The organism is Pseudomonas alkylphenolica (genome assembly GCF_004025535.1).
GTDB lineage: Bacteria > Pseudomonadota > Gammaproteobacteria > Pseudomonadales > Pseudomonadaceae > Aquipseudomonas > Aquipseudomonas alkylphenolica_A.
This window is the reverse complement of sequence record NZ_QJRG01000034.1, coordinates 127,273-141,790: the sequence shown is the minus strand read 5'-3', so window position 1 is coordinate 141,790 and position 14,518 is coordinate 127,273. Positions and strand designations below refer to the sequence as shown.

At 59.1% G+C, this 14,518-nt stretch carries 15 protein-coding genes and 1 pseudogene; 7 read left to right on the top strand and 9 right to left on the bottom strand.

Annotated features, from left to right (window positions below; genetic code table 11):
• The first annotated feature begins 6 nt into the window (after positions 1-6).
• Positions 7-1,131, top strand: coding sequence for a GNAT family N-acetyltransferase (locus tag DM813_RS04660; RefSeq protein ID WP_128322257.1), 1,125 nt, complete (start codon positions 7-9; stop codon positions 1,129-1,131).
• Positions 1,132-1,148: 17 nt separating this feature from the next.
• Here DM813_RS04660 and DM813_RS04655 read toward each other — a convergent pair whose 3' ends face one another.
• The 4 genes from DM813_RS04655 to DM813_RS04640 all read right to left on the bottom strand — a co-directional run bounded on the left by DM813_RS04655 (position 1,149) and on the right by DM813_RS04640 (position 5,348).
• Positions 1,149-2,981: an ABC transporter ATP-binding protein gene (locus tag DM813_RS04655; RefSeq protein ID WP_128322256.1), complete on the bottom strand. Its 1,833-nt coding sequence runs from the start codon at positions 2,979-2,981 to the stop codon at positions 1,149-1,151.
• Positions 2,982-3,046: 65 nt separating this feature from the next.
• A complete protein-coding gene (locus DM813_RS04650; RefSeq protein WP_128322255.1) occupies positions 3,047-3,604 on the bottom strand; it encodes a peptidylprolyl isomerase in 558 nt (185 codons plus the stop codon).
• On the bottom strand, positions 3,598-4,410 hold the full coding sequence (locus DM813_RS04645) for an alpha/beta fold hydrolase (RefSeq protein WP_128322254.1): 813 nt from the start codon (positions 4,408-4,410) through the stop codon (positions 3,598-3,600). The genes DM813_RS04650 and DM813_RS04645 overlap by 7 nt, the downstream gene beginning before the upstream one ends.
• Positions 4,411-4,424: 14 nt before the next feature.
• Entirely contained in the window at positions 4,425-5,348 is a 924-nt protein-coding gene (locus DM813_RS04640; RefSeq protein ID WP_128322253.1) for a LysR family transcriptional regulator, read from the bottom strand.
• 49 nt (positions 5,349-5,397) lie between these two features.
• Here DM813_RS04640 and DM813_RS04635 point away from each other — a divergent pair, with 49 nt between their 5' ends.
• Together DM813_RS04635 and DM813_RS04630 are read left to right on the top strand one after the other, a co-directional pair.
• On the top strand, positions 5,398-5,712 hold the full coding sequence (locus tag DM813_RS04635; RefSeq protein ID WP_128322252.1) for a 3-phosphoglycerate kinase: 315 nt from the start codon (positions 5,398-5,400) through the stop codon (positions 5,710-5,712).
• 151 nt (positions 5,713-5,863) lie between these two features.
• The gene (locus DM813_RS04630; RefSeq protein ID WP_128322251.1) at positions 5,864-6,463 is read left to right on the top strand and encodes an FMN-dependent NADH-azoreductase; all 600 of its coding nucleotides are present in this window, start codon (positions 5,864-5,866) and stop codon (positions 6,461-6,463) included.
• A 135-nt stretch (positions 6,464-6,598) separates the two neighbouring features.
• On the opposite strand, the gene DM813_RS04625 is transcribed toward DM813_RS04630, so the two are convergent.
• Genes DM813_RS04625 through DM813_RS04615 form a run of 3 tightly spaced genes read right to left on the bottom strand, consistent with a single transcriptional unit; the run spans position 6,599 to position 9,726 of the window.
• Complete coding sequence (locus tag DM813_RS04625; RefSeq protein ID WP_241653135.1) at positions 6,599-7,213, bottom strand: DUF2931 family protein; 615 nt, start codon at positions 7,211-7,213, stop codon at positions 6,599-6,601.
• A 37-nt stretch (positions 7,214-7,250) separates the two neighbouring features.
• Positions 7,251-7,886 carry a DUF2931 family protein gene (locus DM813_RS04620; RefSeq protein ID WP_128322249.1) on the bottom strand — a complete coding sequence of 212 codons (636 nt, stop codon included), beginning with the start codon at positions 7,884-7,886 and terminating at the stop codon, positions 7,251-7,253.
• Complete coding sequence (locus DM813_RS04615) at positions 7,879-9,726, bottom strand: PAAR domain-containing protein (RefSeq protein WP_164897207.1); 1,848 nt, start codon at positions 9,724-9,726, stop codon at positions 7,879-7,881. The genes DM813_RS04620 and DM813_RS04615 overlap by 8 nt, the downstream gene beginning before the upstream one ends.
• 176 nt (positions 9,727-9,902) lie before the next feature.
• Between DM813_RS04615 and DM813_RS04610 the strand changes: the two genes are divergently transcribed.
• Positions 9,903-10,781, top strand: a complete 879-nt coding sequence (locus tag DM813_RS04610) for a carboxylate/amino acid/amine transporter (RefSeq protein WP_128322247.1) — start codon at positions 9,903-9,905, stop codon at positions 10,779-10,781.
• On the opposite strand, the pseudogene DM813_RS04605 reads toward DM813_RS04610, so the two are convergent.
• Both DM813_RS04605 and DM813_RS04600 read right to left on the bottom strand, forming a co-directional pair.
• Positions 10,722-11,330, bottom strand: a pseudogene (locus DM813_RS04605) (mechanosensitive ion channel family protein); the annotation flags it as partial. The gene DM813_RS04610 and the pseudogene DM813_RS04605 sit on opposite strands and share 60 nt — an antisense overlap.
• A 513-nt stretch (positions 11,331-11,843) precedes the next feature.
• Entirely contained in the window at positions 11,844-12,320 is a 477-nt protein-coding gene (locus DM813_RS04600) for a helix-turn-helix domain-containing protein (protein ID WP_128322246.1), read from the bottom strand.
• Positions 12,321-12,346: 26 nt separating this feature from the next.
• On the opposite strand from DM813_RS04600, the gene DM813_RS04595 reads away from it, so the two are divergent.
• The 3 genes from DM813_RS04595 (at position 12,347) to DM813_RS04585 (ending at position 13,852) form a co-directional block, all read left to right on the top strand.
• Positions 12,347-12,880 (top strand): DUF6957 family protein, encoded by a 534-nt coding sequence (locus DM813_RS04595; RefSeq protein ID WP_347233024.1) that lies wholly within the window; start codon positions 12,347-12,349, stop codon positions 12,878-12,880.
• A 54-nt stretch (positions 12,881-12,934) separates the two neighbouring features.
• Positions 12,935-13,381 (top strand): hypothetical protein, encoded by a 447-nt coding sequence (locus DM813_RS04590; protein ID WP_128322245.1) that lies wholly within the window; start codon positions 12,935-12,937, stop codon positions 13,379-13,381.
• Positions 13,382-13,471: 90 nt separating this feature from the next.
• On the top strand, positions 13,472-13,852 hold the full coding sequence (locus DM813_RS04585; protein WP_053160443.1) for a hypothetical protein: 381 nt from the start codon (positions 13,472-13,474) through the stop codon (positions 13,850-13,852).
• Positions 13,853-14,518: the final 666 nt, after the last annotated feature.

The window sequence follows — 14,518 nt, the reverse complement described above, 5'->3', positions numbered from 1 at the left end:
GCGCCCATGCCGAACCTGATCCTGCAACAACTCGCCGACCTCGATGCCGCCGCCTGGGATGCCCTGGTGCCGCCGCAACAGCCCTTTGTTTGCCATGCCTTCCTGAGCAGTCTGGAAGACAGCGGCAGTGTCAGTGCGCGCACCGGCTGGGCGCCGGCGCACCGATTGCTGACCGATGCCGACGGCACCTTGCGTGCGGCCTTGCCTGCCTATGTGAAGCAGCATTCCTTTGGCGAGTACGTGTTCGATCACGGCTGGGCCGATGCCTGCGAGCGGGCCGGCATCGCCTATTACCCGAAGCTGCTGTGTGCAGTGCCGTTTTCGCCGGTGACCGGTCCGCGGCTGCTTGGCGATCCTGTGGCTGCTGGTGCATTGGTTGATCAGCTCACTGAAGAGCTGTTAGAGCAAGGCTTCTCGGGGGGCCATATCAATTTCACCGACGCCGACGCTGATTCGATCATGCGCGGTCGAGAAGGCTGGATGGAGCGCCTGGGCTGCCAGTTTCATTGGCAAAACCGGGGCTATCGGGACTTTCAGGATTTTCTCGACAGCCTCAGTTCGCGCAAGCGCAAACAGATGCGCAAGGAACGTGAGCAGGTGGCGGGGCAGGGCATCGAGTTCCGCTGGTACCGGGGGGGCGAGTTGAGCGAGGCACAGTGGGATTTTGTCTTTGCCTGCTACGCCAACACTTATGCGGTGCGCCGCCGTGCGCCCTATCTGACCCGCTCGTTTTTCAGCCTGCTGGCCGAGCGTATGCCCAATGCCATTCGCGTGGTCATGGCGCGCCAGGGGGGGCGTGACGTGGCCATGGCCTTCAGCCTGGTCGGCGGTGACAGCTTGTATGGCCGCTACTGGGGCTGCCTGGATGAGTTCGACCGGCTGCATTTCGAGACCTGTTTCTACCAGGGCATGGACGTTGCCATCGCCGAGGGTTTTCAACGCTTTGATGCCGGTGCCCAGGGTGAGCACAAACTGATTCGCGGCTTTGAGCCGGTGATTACCCGGTCCTGGCATTACTTGCTGCATCCGGGCTTGCGCCGCGCCGTGGAGGACTTCTTGCAGCAGGAGCGAGCCGGGGTACTGGCCTATGCAGAAGAGGCGCGCACGGCCCTGCCTTATCGGCAGGGCTGATGGCCTCATCGCTACACTCAGTCGATCCCGACAAACCCACCGGTCTGGTGATGCCACAGCCGGGCATACAACCCTTGATGCGCGAGCAATTCGGCATGGCTGCCCATCTCGGCAATCCGGCCTTTTTCCAGTACTACCAGGCGGTCCATACGGGCAATGGTCGAGAGCCGGTGGGCGATGGCTATCACGGTCTTGCCCTGCATCAGCGTTTCGAGGCTTTCCTGGATCGCGGCTTCGACTTCCGAGTCCAGTGCCGAGGTGGCTTCGTCCATGATCAGGATCGGCGCGTTCTTGAGCAGCACCCGGGCGATGGCGATACGCTGACGCTGGCCACCGGAAAGCTTCACGCCACGCTCGCCCACATGCGCATCGAAACCGGTGCGCCCCTGCGCGTCCGATAGCTGCGGAATGAACTCGTCGGCGCGGGCCCGGCGTACCGCTTCCCACAACTCGGCTTCGCTGGCTTGCGGGCGGCCGTACAACAGGTTTTCGCGGATCGAGCGATGCAGCAGTGAGGTGTCCTGGGTGATCATGCCGATCTGCGCGCGCAGGCTGGCCTGGGACACCAGGGCAATGTCCTGGCCGTCGATCAGGATGCGTCCACTTTCGATGTCATACAGGCGCAACAGCAAATTCACCAGAGTCGACTTGCCGGCGCCCGATGGGCCGATCAGGCCGATTTTTTCGCCGGGACGAATATCCAGGTTCAGGTCGTCGATGATCCGGCTGCCTTTGCCATAGCGGAAACCGACATTCTCGAATCTCACCGCGCCACGATCGACCTTGAGCTCAGGTGCGTTGTCGACGTCGGTGACGGTCACCGGCTGGGCGATGGTCTGCAGGCCATCCTGCACCATGCCGATATTTTCAAAGATGCCGTTGACCACCCACATGATCCAGCCCGACATGTTGACGATGCGGATCACCAGGCCAGTGGCCAGGGCGATGGCCCCGACGCTGATCAATGACTGGGTCCACAGCCACAGGGCCAGGCCCGTGGTGGTAACGATCAACAGACCGTTGAGGCTGGTGATGACCACGTCCATGCTGGTGACGACACGCGACGCCAATTGGGTTTTTTCCGTCTGCTCGCGGATGGCTTCGCGGGCGTACTGCTGTTCGAAGTCGGTGTGGGCGAATAGTTTCAGGGTGGCGATGTTGGTGTAGCCGTCGACAATCCGCCCCATGAGCTTGGAGCGGGCGTCAGAGGAGACCACCGAGCGTTCCTTGACCCGCGGCACAAAGTAATAGAGCGCCCCGATGTAACAGGCGATCCAGGTGATCAGTGGCAGCATCAGGCGCCAGTCGGCCTCAAAGAACAGCACCAGCGAACTGATGGCATAGATCAGCACGTGCCACAGCGCATCCACTGCCTGCACGGCCGAGTCGCGCAGCGAGTTGCCGGTCTGCATGATGCGCTGGGCAATGCGTCCGGCAAAATCGCTCTGGAAGAAGTTCAGGCTCTGCTTGAGCACAAAGGTGTGGTTCTGCCAGCGAATCATGCTGGTCATCCCCGGGCTGATGGTCTGGTGCACCAGCAGGTCGTGCAGGCCAAGAAACACCGGGCGCAAAATCAGCGCCACCACCAGCATCCACAACAGTTCGCCGGCATGGTCGCTGAAGAAACTCGCTGACGGCGTGCCCTGAGCCAGGTCGATGATCCGGCTCAGGTAGCTGAACAGTGCCACTTCGATCAACGCACCGATAAACCCGATCACCAGCAGCGCGGCAAAACTCGGCCAGACCTGACGCAGGTAGTACAGGTAGAACGGCCATACCGTGCTGGGTGGCGCCGCCGTGGGCGCCTCACGGAAGATATCGATGAGTCTTTCGAAGCGGCGAAACACCATGAAAATAAAACTCCTGTCTGGCTCGACCCTCAGGTCCAAAGCTCACGTCCTTGTGAGGCCTCAGTTCAGTCGATGCGTGTGGCCGACTTGATGAACACCGGGTCTACCGGTACATCGCGCATGCCGCGCTTGACGGTGGTCGGCGAATTTACGATCTGATCAACCACGTCCATGCCTTTGACCACTTTGGCAAACACCGCATAACCGGCATCGCGGCCCGGATCGAGGAAGGCGTTGTCGGCGACGTTGATGAAGAACTGGCTGGTGGCCGAGTTGGGGTTCGAGGTGCGCGCCATCGACAGGGTGCCACGGGTGTTGTGCAGGCCGTTGCTGGCTTCGTTGCGGATCGGGTCGCGGGTCTGTTTCTGCGTCATCTGTTCGGTGAAGCCACCGCCCTGTGCCATGAAACCCGGGATTACGCGGTGAAAGATGGTGTTGTTGTAGAAGCCGCTGTCGACGTACTCGAGAAAGTTCTTGCTGCTGATCGGCGCCTTGACCGGATCCAGTTCGACTTCGATCTGACCGAAGCTGGTGTCGAGCAGGACGTGAGGCGCCTTGTCGGCGGCCATCAGGCTGGTGGCGAAGACGACCGAGCAGGTGGCGAGCAGGAGTTTTTTCAGCATGGGCTCAATGTTCCTTGAGGGGGGGTGGACGCCGCCAGAAACTGCAGCAGCGTCTGATTGAAAACCTGGGGTTGATCAAGCGGCGTAGCGTGCCGCGAATCGTCGATGACCGCCAGCCGTGCCTGGGGAATCAGACGGACATAGCGCTCCTTGAGTTGTATCGGGGTGTAATCCTGATCGGCGCTGATGACCAGCGTAGGACAACGTATCTGCCCCAGGCGTTCGCTGACGCCCCAGCCGACAATGGCATCGAAACTGGCGAGGTAGGCGCGTTTGTCATTTTCGGCCCAGCGCCGGGCCATCGTGCGGCGCAGGTCTGCCTGCTCCGGCTTTGGGAACAGCCGTGCGGCCAGGCCTTTGCCAATGGTTTCCAGGCTCAAGGCACGGGCCATCGCCCAGCGCTTGGCCCACCAGATCCAGTCCTGGCGGGTGCGGCGCTTGACCTCCGGGGCGCTGTTGACGATGCACAGGCTGCGCAGCCATTCGGGGTGATCGACCGCGAACTGAAAGCCGATCATGCCGCCCATCGACAGACCGACCAGGTGCACCGGGCCAGTCTGCAGTTTTTCCAATAAAGCCAGCAGGTCGGCGCTGAAACCCGGGATGCTGTAGCGCTCGCGGGGTTTGTCGGAGCGCCCGTGGCCACGAATGTCCATGACGATCACCCGGTAGTGGCGAGCAAGCTCCGGCACCTGCTTTTCCCAGTCGCGGGTACTGGAGCCCAGGCCGTGCAACAGCACCAGCGGATCGCCCTGGCCATATTCCTCGTAGTGCAGTGAGCAACCTTCGTGTTCGAAATAGGCCATGGGCTCGATTCCTGTCAGGCTTGGGCGGGCGCGGCGAAGGGGACGTCCAGTGGCGCGGTATCGAAATTGCGCAGCAACTCGATGAGAATCTGCGTGGCCGGGCCCAAGGGTTTGTCCTTGTTGGAATAAAGGTAGAACAGTGGATGGCGACTGCCACCCTGATCGAGTGGCAAGGGCTTGAGCACGCCTTCGCGCAGCTCCCGCTCGATCAGGTGGCGCGGCAGCCAGGCAAAGCCCAGGCCGCTGCTGACGAACGTGGCGGCGGTGGCCAGGCTGCCGACCGTCCAGCGCTGCTCGGCGCCGAGCCAGCCGACATCCTTGGGCTGTGAGCGGCCCGAGTCACGGATAACCACCTGCAGCTGGCTTTCCAGGTCCTGAAAACTCAACTCGCGGCCCAGCCGGTGCAGGCTGTGCTCCGGGTGGGCGACGGCGACGAATTCCACTGCGCTGAGTTCGGTACCCAGGTAGCCGGAAATGTTGAAGCCACTGATGGCAAGGTCGGCGATGCCTTCGTGCAGCACCTCTTCAACGCCCGACAACACCTCTTCACGCAGACGCACCCGGCAACCACGGCTTTGCGGCATGAACGCACTCAGGGCGCGTACCAGGCGGGCGCTGGGGTAGGCGGCATCGACCACCACGCGGACTTCGGCTTCCCAGCCCTGTTCCATGTGGTGGGCCAGGTCCTCCAGCTGGCTGGCCTGCTTGACCAGTTGCCGCGAGCGACGCAGCAGCACGTTACCGGCTTCGGTCAGGACGGCCTTGCGGCCATCGATGCGCAGCAGCGGCACGCCCAGCTGGTCCTGCATGCGCGCGACGGTATAGCTTACCGAGGATTGCGAGCGGTGCAGCGCTTCGGCGGCTTGCGCAAAGCCGCCGTGATCGACCACCGCCTGTAAGGTCCGCCACTGATCCAGGGTAACGCGCGGCGCTTTCATCTTCGGCTCCTGTTGTCCTAAGCTGGCGCTCTTTCATGGAGCGCGTCGTATGAAGAAATGTTGTGCTGTATTGCTGGCCCTGATTCCGCTCACGGCCCTGGCCTATCCCATCGATGTGGAAAAGAACATCGAGGGCGTCAAAGTCGACTACACCACCTACGACACCGACCGCGATATCGGCTCGATCACCCTGAACAACTATGGTGAGGTCGCCGCCCAGTGCAAGGTGACCTTCCGCAACGGCCCGGAATCGCCACGGGTGCGCCGTGTGAGCATTCCGGCCAAGCAGAGCGTGGACAGCACGGCCAAGTTCAATCGCGAAATCATCAAGTTGCGTATTAGCCTGGATTGCAAGCCGAAGTGACCGGGGCTTGTCGGGTATAAGGCTAGGGCATCTGCCAAATAAAACAAATTAACTGATAGATTGCACCTAGAATTTACGCTTTTTAATCGATCGTTCGCTGATTACTCTTGTCTCCATCGACTTAGCACCTTCGCCGATGGAGGCAACCCCCATGTCCCGTGTACTCGTTATCGAAAGCAGCGCCCGCCAGCAGGATTCGATCTCCCGGCAACTGACCCGTGACTTCGTCAGCCAGTGGTTGTCTGCCCATCCTGCAGACCAGGTCACACTGCGCGACCTGGCCGTCAACCCGGTGCCGCACCTGGATGCCAACCTGCTCGGTGGCTGGATGAAGCCTGAAGCCCAGCGCAACAGCGACGAGCTGCAGGCACTGGCCCGCTCCAATGAATTGACCGACGAAGTACTGGCCGCCGATGTGCTGGTGCTGGCAGCGCCGATGTACAACTTCGCCATTCCCAGCACCCTCAAAGCCTGGCTCGACCATGTGCTGCGTGCCGGCATCACCTTCAAGTACACCGACACCGGCCCGCAAGGCCTGCTGACCGGCAAGCGTGCCTACATCCTGACGGCGCGTGGCGGCATTCATGCCGGTGCATCGAGCGATCACCAGGAACCCTACCTGCGTCAGGTGATGGCATTCATCGGTATCCACGATGTGACCTTCATCCACGCCGAAGGCCTGAACATGGGCGGCGACTTCCATGAGAAGGGCCTTAACCAGGCCAAGGCCCAGCTCGCTGCGGTGGTTTGAACCCCTGAATTTTCCCGCCTGACACCTGTGCTCCTTTGGGTGTAGCTGCCCGGTCACTGCCTTGTGCGTGACCGGGCTTTTTTATGGGGGGCGCATTCCTTCGCGGATAAATCCGCTTACGGGCTTTTGGCGGGTTCACCAGGAGTCATAGGGGATTCCGTATTGCTCGATGTAGGTGCGGGATTCCGGTCTTAACCGGGGCGAGGGCTGTCCGGCGTCAGGGCCAGCCTTGACTACGCGCCCGGTGAAGCGCCCGATCTCCATCGATTCAATGCAGGGGCCAGCCAGCCAGGCCTTGGCGATGCCACCGGGGGCCAGGCCAATGACCACGCCCTTCAAGTAGCTGATGATCCAGGTGTTGCGCCAGGCACAGTAGGCCTTTTCACCCTTGAGCATGGCCTGGCGTTGCTCGTCGTTCAGCGTGATGAATACTTCGTAGGTTCGGGAGTCGGCGTAGGATTTCCAGCGTACGTAGATTATTTTGGGTAAATCCGCGCCTGTGACATTCTTGCCCGCTCCCCAGCCAGGGTTGCTAGGCCAGCCATGGGGTCTGCCCAGGTTGTTCGGTGGTGTATTGATGGACGTAGTGCCGCTCATGGCCCGGTAGAATGTTTGACCGCGTACATCGACCACGTCAGCGGTTTCAATCCAGGCTTCCATGTAGTTTGGCGAGCCAAAGCCCAGGTACCAGGAGTCGTAGGGCAGCTCGCTACAGGCGCTACCACTGATCAGGATGATCGTCAGCACCATGAGTCGTGCGCTTGTGTTCAAGGGCCTTTTGGCGGGTTCACCAGGAGTCATAGGGGATTCCGTATCGCTCGATGTAGGTGCGGGACTCCGGTCTTAACCGGGGCGAGGGTTGCCCGGCGTCAGGGCCGGCCTTGACCACCTTTCCTACGAAACGGCCTATTTCGATATTGGTTACACAGGGGCCGGCGAGCCAGGCCTTGGCGATGCCACCGGGGGCCAGTTCTACAACCACCCCCTTTCGAAAACCGGTGATCCAGGTGTCGCGCCAGGCACAGTAGGCTTTTTCGCCCTTGACCATGGCCTGGCGCTGTTCGTCGTTTAGCGTGACGAGTACTTCGTAAGTTCGGGAGTCGGCGTAGGACTCCCAGCGTACGTAAATCGATTGCGGCAGCTGGGCACCAGAGACGTATTTTCCGCCTCCCCAACTAACAACACTGGGCCAGCCTCGAGGGTCTCCCTTGCTGTTTTCAGGAGTATGGATCGAGACATTTCCACTCATTGCGCGCAGAAATACCCGGTTCCGCACATCGACAACATTTGCCGTCTCGATCCATGCCTCCATATAGTCGGGAGCACCGAAACTCAGATGCCAGGCATCGTAGGGAAGTTGTGCCCACGCCCTTGCACTGATGAGTGCAAGGGCCAGCACGCCGAAGCGGGTGCAGCTATTCATTCGGATGCACTACGCGTGCACCGTCGACAGGGCGGTTGAGAAAGATGAGGTCCGGGCTGACGGGCAGGTCGGTCAGGGGGTTCCAGTGGCCGGAACGATGAATGTAGCGCTGGTCAAGGCGTTCATTCTCCAGTTTGTCCAGCTTAGGGCTTCGCTGCTCTCCCAGTGCATAAGCCTGCAATTTTGCAGCGATGGCGTGTAAATCCTCCGGCAGTTGCATGTTCACTTCCAGCGGGTCGAACGGCACGCCGTGACGTACCCCCAGTTCACGCATGATTTGAATATACACCAGCGACAATTGCCCGTGCACGATACGTTCGCTGTAGAGCGCAGCAACCACCCGCACGGCCATGTACATCCGTGCGCGGGGATCGAACGCATGGTTTATCCGCCAGCTACTGATCTGTGGGCGGGGGCCCTGTTGCTGTGGCTTATGTCCCCAGTTTTCCAGCAAGCGAAGGGTGCGTACGTACGCTTGGGTTTGTTCTGAGGGGGTATTGAACGGAACAACACTGTTATCCGGCTTGCTCAGTAGTACGCGTTCGCGCATCTGCGGCAGGTAGCCCCCGCCGAGATCGGAATGCGCGCCGGGCAGGACAATATCGTTGTCGGTCGCGGTCAGGGCGAAGTTTTCGCGGTACTCGTCGCCCGCGACCAATTGCACGACCTTGTCGGCAATGCCTGGCGCCAAGCCCAGTTGCAGGTCGCCGTATTGGTTGTTGCCCGGAGCAAAGTTGCCGTCCAGAGGCGAGACAATTGCAGCCACCGTGTCATACAGACCAATGAAGTTGATCTTCACGTCACGGCCTGGCTGCCAGGCGAAGGCTTCAGTAAATACTGCCGCATCGGCAGACAGGGCTCGCCCCAGGAGGCTTGATGGGCCGTTTTGCAGGTCGTTGGCAAAGTGGCGTGCAGCGGCAGCACCGCGGCTGAAACCGAAGATATCGAACTGCAGCTGCTCGATCCGTATGTTTGGGTTAATGGTAAAAAAGGCGTCGAGTTTGTTTAGTAGAAGCTGTGGTATCTGGCGCACCCGGGCTAACACACCTGTACCTAGGCCTCCAGTGATTTGCGCATAGATTGAATCCTCAGCACCAGTTGTCGTGCCAATGCCTTCTACATAAATCTTCAGTGTCACGTTATTGTGCGGCGATTCATTGAATTCGTAAGCCTGATCCCGATACAGCTCATGCAACAACCCAATATTCGAAACCGCATTCCCATAACTGCTATCCGGCACCCCACCGGCCCCATCAAACCCCTGCTTCTTGCAGTACTCGACAAGCTCCCGCGCCACCTCGGGCTCAATCCCCAGCGCCTGCGCCTGACAAGTCGCCGCCTGCTGGCTGTTGCCCATGTTGTTGCCGGTACCATCGAAGAACACGCCGATGCGCAGAGTGATCGTCTGGCGGGTTTCGGGGGCCGGTTCGGGTTGATGACCTTCATCAAGCGTCAGCCACTCAATGGCCGGGCGTTGCTGCGCCGGGCCGTGACGCGCAACACTGCCGGTCACGGCAGGCTGTGGAGCCTGGCCTGTTGACGGGGTTGCGGAGCGCGGGCCGTCGATGAACACATGGCTGTCGCTGCGTCCCAGTACATGGCTGCCGGGCGGGCAACCACAGTCAACCCGGCACCCTTCCATGGCGACGGGCTGGCCGTTGACCTTGAAGTGCGGGTTGCCTTCGGCGATCCGCCCGGTCAGGTTGCAGGCCGGGCAGAACACCCGGTCGCCCATTAATGCGGCCTGGCGGCCGTTGATCTGGTAGAACGCGCAGCCATCCAGCACCTCGCCACCGGTACTGGTGCGGTCGCCTTTGCAGATTGCCGTGACGAGTGACATGCCTGGTCCTCCCTGGGAAAAAAGCCAGTAGAGGGGCGAGTCAGGCATCTGTGATAGAGGACCCTTCCGGAAGCCTTGAAGGACATTTCCCAAGACAAGAATGTCCAGCAGCCAACAGCAGTTGCCGGAGATACCGTGAACCGCTAAGGTCGCGGCCTCCACAGCAAGGGGCAATCATGGGCTATCTATTCATCGTCGCGCTGATCCAGGCGTTTTCCTTCAGCCTGATCGGCGAATACCTGGCCGGTCATGTCGACAGCTACTTTGCCGTGCTGGCGCGGGTGCTGCTGGCCGGCCTGGTGTTTTTGCCGCTGACCCGCTGGCGTCAGGTCGAGCCTCGCTTCATGCGCTCGATGCTGCTGATTGGTGCGCTGCAATACGGCATCACTTACGTGTGCCTGTACCTGAGCTTCAGGGTGCTGACGGTGCCCGAGGTGCTGCTGTTCACCATTCTCACCCCCCTGCATGTGACCTTGATCGAGGACGCCCTGAACCGGCGCTTCAACCCCTGGGCGCTGCTGGCTGCCCTGGTGGCGGTGGCCGGCGCGGCGGTGATCCGCTTTGACAGCATCAGCCCGGATTTCTTCATGGGCTTCCTGCTGCTGCAACTGGCCAACTTCACCTACGCTGCCGGGCAAGTGCTTTACCGGCACCTGATCGCGCGCAACCCCAGCGACCTGCCGCATTACCGGCGTTTCGGCTATTTCTACCTGGGCGCGTTGCTGGTGGTGTTGCCCGCATTCCTGGCGTTCGGCAACAGTCAGCACCTGCCCAGCACCGAAGTACAGTGGCTGGTGCTGCTGTTTTTGGGGTTGTGCCCCACGGCGTTGGGGTTGTACTGGTGGAACAAGGGCGCGTGCCTGGTCTCTGGCGCGACCCTGGCGGTGATGAACAACCTGCACGTGCCGGTCGGGTTGCTGCTCAACTTGCTGATCTGGAATCAGCACGAACCGCTGGGCAGGTTGTTCATCGGCGGGGCGGTGATTCTGGCCTCGCTATGGCTCGGTCGTCTCGGCGCTCAGCGTTCGCTGCAGTTTGGGCAGGCTCGCCGGTAGCAGGCCGGCACGCAGGTCGTTGCCGCTAGGCTGCTGGTACAGGCCCAGGCCGAACTCCGGCATGACCGCCAGCAGGTAGTCGAAGATGTCGCCCTGAATGCGTTCATAGTCGGCCCAGGCCGTGGTGCGCGTGAAGCAGTAGATTTCCAGCGGTACGCCCTGTGCCGTGGTTTGCATCTGGCGGACCATGCAGGTCATGTTCGGCTGGATCTGCGGGTGGCTCTGCAGGTAAGCCAGGGCATAGGCCCGGAAGGTGCCGATGTTGGTCATGCGCCGACGGTTGGCGGACAGCTCGGCAACGTTGCCCTGGGCTTCGTTCCAGGCGTCGAGCTCGTTGCGCTTGCGCGTCATGTAGTCGGTCAGCAGGCGCACCTGGCTCAGGCGCTGCTCCTCTTCGCTGGTCAAAAAGCGCACACCACCGGCATCGATGAACAGGCTGCGCTTGATCCGCCGACCGCCCGACTGCTGCATGCCGCGCCAGTTCTTGAACGATTCGGACATCAGGCGCCAGGTGGGAATGGAGACGATGGTCTTGTCGAAGATCGACACCCGTGAGAAGACTGTAAAATGGACACAATTAATCTAGTGAAATCAAAAGGTTATTGAAGATGATCTTTGTCCATTTTTTTCAGCAAAAATGGACGTTGCTAGAGCGATGATTGGGGGAAGCGTTGCAGTGGCGTGGGTCAAGGGCAGGATCAGTCTTGCATTACTACCCCGACGAGCTCAGCGGTAATGCGAAAACAATGGCATCACCTGCATCCGGGTTTTGCTAGAGCGCGCATAACACGCAAAAAATCGCCAAAAGTACCTCCAACGCACTTGGGGTCGCATCAGTAATACTCAGATCTCGATGTAGCTTTCTAAGCCTCCACATTCCTTCGCTAATCTAATTCCCCCGCGCTCAGTCGTTGCCAACCATGCCTGCGCATCAAGCCAATATCGAACCTCACCCTGTCCCCCCGGTGGCGTTGCCTCTCTTCGGGTTTTACATCTCTATTTATCCCGAATTTAGATCTAGCCGATTGCCTTAATCACTAGGCTTTAGGATCCGCGAGAGCTTTATTCAGTTGGTGGGATTGATGATGCATCTTTGTGCCAGAGCCGTCGTATGGTCGCTTCCGGAAGTTCAAGCTGCTTACGAGCTTCCGCTTGGCTAAAGCCCTTAGCTTTCAACTCCTGTACTGCTAACCACTTGTCTCTTGCTTCGATCATGGCGGGCGTCATCCCCTGTTGCGGTTCACTCGGCAAAAGAGTGTCCGCCAAATCCAAGTCCTCAAGTTCAGCCAAACAAGTTAGGAGGACTTCTCGTGCAGTGCGCTTTTCATGCGCTGCGAGCGTCAGCGTGAAGAGCGACGAGGGATGAATTTTCAGGGCAGCAGCGAGCTCACAGCTCACGTCGAGCGTTGCAGTAGTTATTGCTGCTTCGAGCTGACTCACGTGAGATTGAGCGACTGCCTTTGCTATGCCGACCTGAGACAAGCCACGTTTCGTTCGAAGCAGCTTAAGCACTGCTGCATAGGGTTTGCGCAGCGACATTTTCCACATCCATAAAAGGAGACGGTATGCCGTGTTTGCCTGCCGCCACACAAATCTATATATTGATATTTGTGGCGATATGGGGCTGGTACGTCACTCAGTCAGCAATGGCGGTGATGTTTATCGCTGGGAGCGGTGTCAATTCATCTGAATGGAAGGTGTGCATGGTTAGTCGCATCGAGGGTGGTCTGTTGGGTGATTCTTGTATCCGTTTAATGGGCTCCGAGCTTTCCCTCGACGAAGCCGTCGCGTCGGCCAGAAAGCACTACAAACACCTCCCTCTCTGCGCCGTCGAAGAATGGATCGTCCTAGACGCCATAGTCACCGACGCCGAGCGAGCCAAAGTAATCGCTGCCGGTTGCCAGCCAATGTTCCTGTTTGCCCACAAAGTTGTGCATGACGAGCAGCGTCGTTTTGAGCCCGGTCATTGGGTGCGCTCGAGTATGGGCACTACTTTCAAAGAAGGCTTCCTGTTCGCCACGCGGAACTCTGTCTACGTTTTGCTCGGGCCGGGCCATCGTAAGTCTTCGTCCATCGAAGCGATATTTTCCATCTTCTGATACCAACCGGTTTCTGCTGGGCATCTGATGTGCTCCAGCAGCTTGAGGCGACACATGTTCAGAACCATAGATAATGACCTTATAGGCATCCCAGGTATGTTCGGGGAGGGCGTATCCCATTGGCGTGGAGTGTCGAGGTTGCTGCGAACGCCTTGGTATCACCTCACCCTGAGGGTCGAAAACGAGGGGCGATTCACCGAGTGTGCGTTGATGGTTGATGACACGCGCAAGCTTCAAGAGATGTTGGTGAGTCAGGGAGCTGATTTAGCGATCACCGAGATAATGGCTGTAACGCCTTCTTGGATGAATAAGACTGCAGGTTGGCAAATGGAGAGGTTAACCAGAGTAACAGTAGGCGAGGACAAGACTGGCTCCGAGGTTTGCCTACTGGAAGTGGCTGAGGGGGCGGTTTACCACACCTCGCATCACTCAGATTTCAAAGTCGAAGCGCTGACGAATCTGACGCTCATCTTTCTCTCGAGCATGATCCAAGGGAAGTGAGATTAACAAATATCCTGCACGGTATCTGCGCCCTTGGTTCCGTGCGCAATTCCTGATAACGCCATACGGACTGCCCAATGGAGCGCAATTATGCTGGACACCTTAGATGTAAATTTCCATGGAAAACGCCATACAGACTTTGATCTCATCCGCATCATAAAAGCCGAAGCTCAAGGCTTCGATTTGCCGGTGACCGCTTACCTTTGCGGGGTTTCCATTAAAGCGCGCGCAGGCATCGGCGTAGTTTTCGGCCACAAGCGTAAAGACCAGTATGGGCGGTTTGGCGACGGCCATCTGATCCGGACTTCTGATGTGCTGAAGGTCGAGCGCGAGGGAAGATTTTGGGTGATGACAACCGTGAATTCGCGGTATGTGCTCGCTACTTTCCAGCGGGAAAATGGACGTGCCAGCTTGCGCGACTACCTTCGTCTTTCTCAAACAGTTCATCAGACACCTCCGATACTGCAGTGATTGTCGGGAGGGTCATCATCAACGGCGCTTTCCCTGTACAACCTGATTCTTGGGGCTGGCCATGATCTTCAAGAAAGGGGGGTTATTACTTTGGCCTCTGGAATCTTTGATTCGTACAGCCGTGAAGGGTGGTTTGTTGCCCTCCAGGATTTCGATCTTGAGGGATTCGTTGCCGAGAGGGCCTTTGCTAGCATGAAAAGGTTGGAGGTGGCTGACCTACTTGATGGCATCCCTGAAATGCTCATCAAGTTAGATTTTATCGCCGAGCTGCCTTGTCACGGGAACTACCTCGGATCTATGGGCGAAATCGGAAGTAGGGTAGAGGAGTACAGCACTTGAAAACACTTCCTCTTTGAACGCTCGCCTCTCGTACTCGTGGTTCTCTCGGGTCGAGTTTTTCTTTCATCAGCGTTTATTGGCGTGCCCTGCGGGCTGGCTGTCGTGAACCAAGCCCCGTTCCGGGTCTCGGCCCTTGCGGGCTTCCCTCCGCACGCCTTCGGCCTATGGCCTGCGTGCTCCGCTTGCGTTTCGCGAACGGCGATGCAGTTTACCGCATATACAATCAATGACGTCACGCTCGTGACCAAGGCTGCGACCGAGGCAGTGAACCGAGATTGCCAGGATGGTTCTTACAGGAAATCCTGCCGGGTCTTTAACAACCACCTG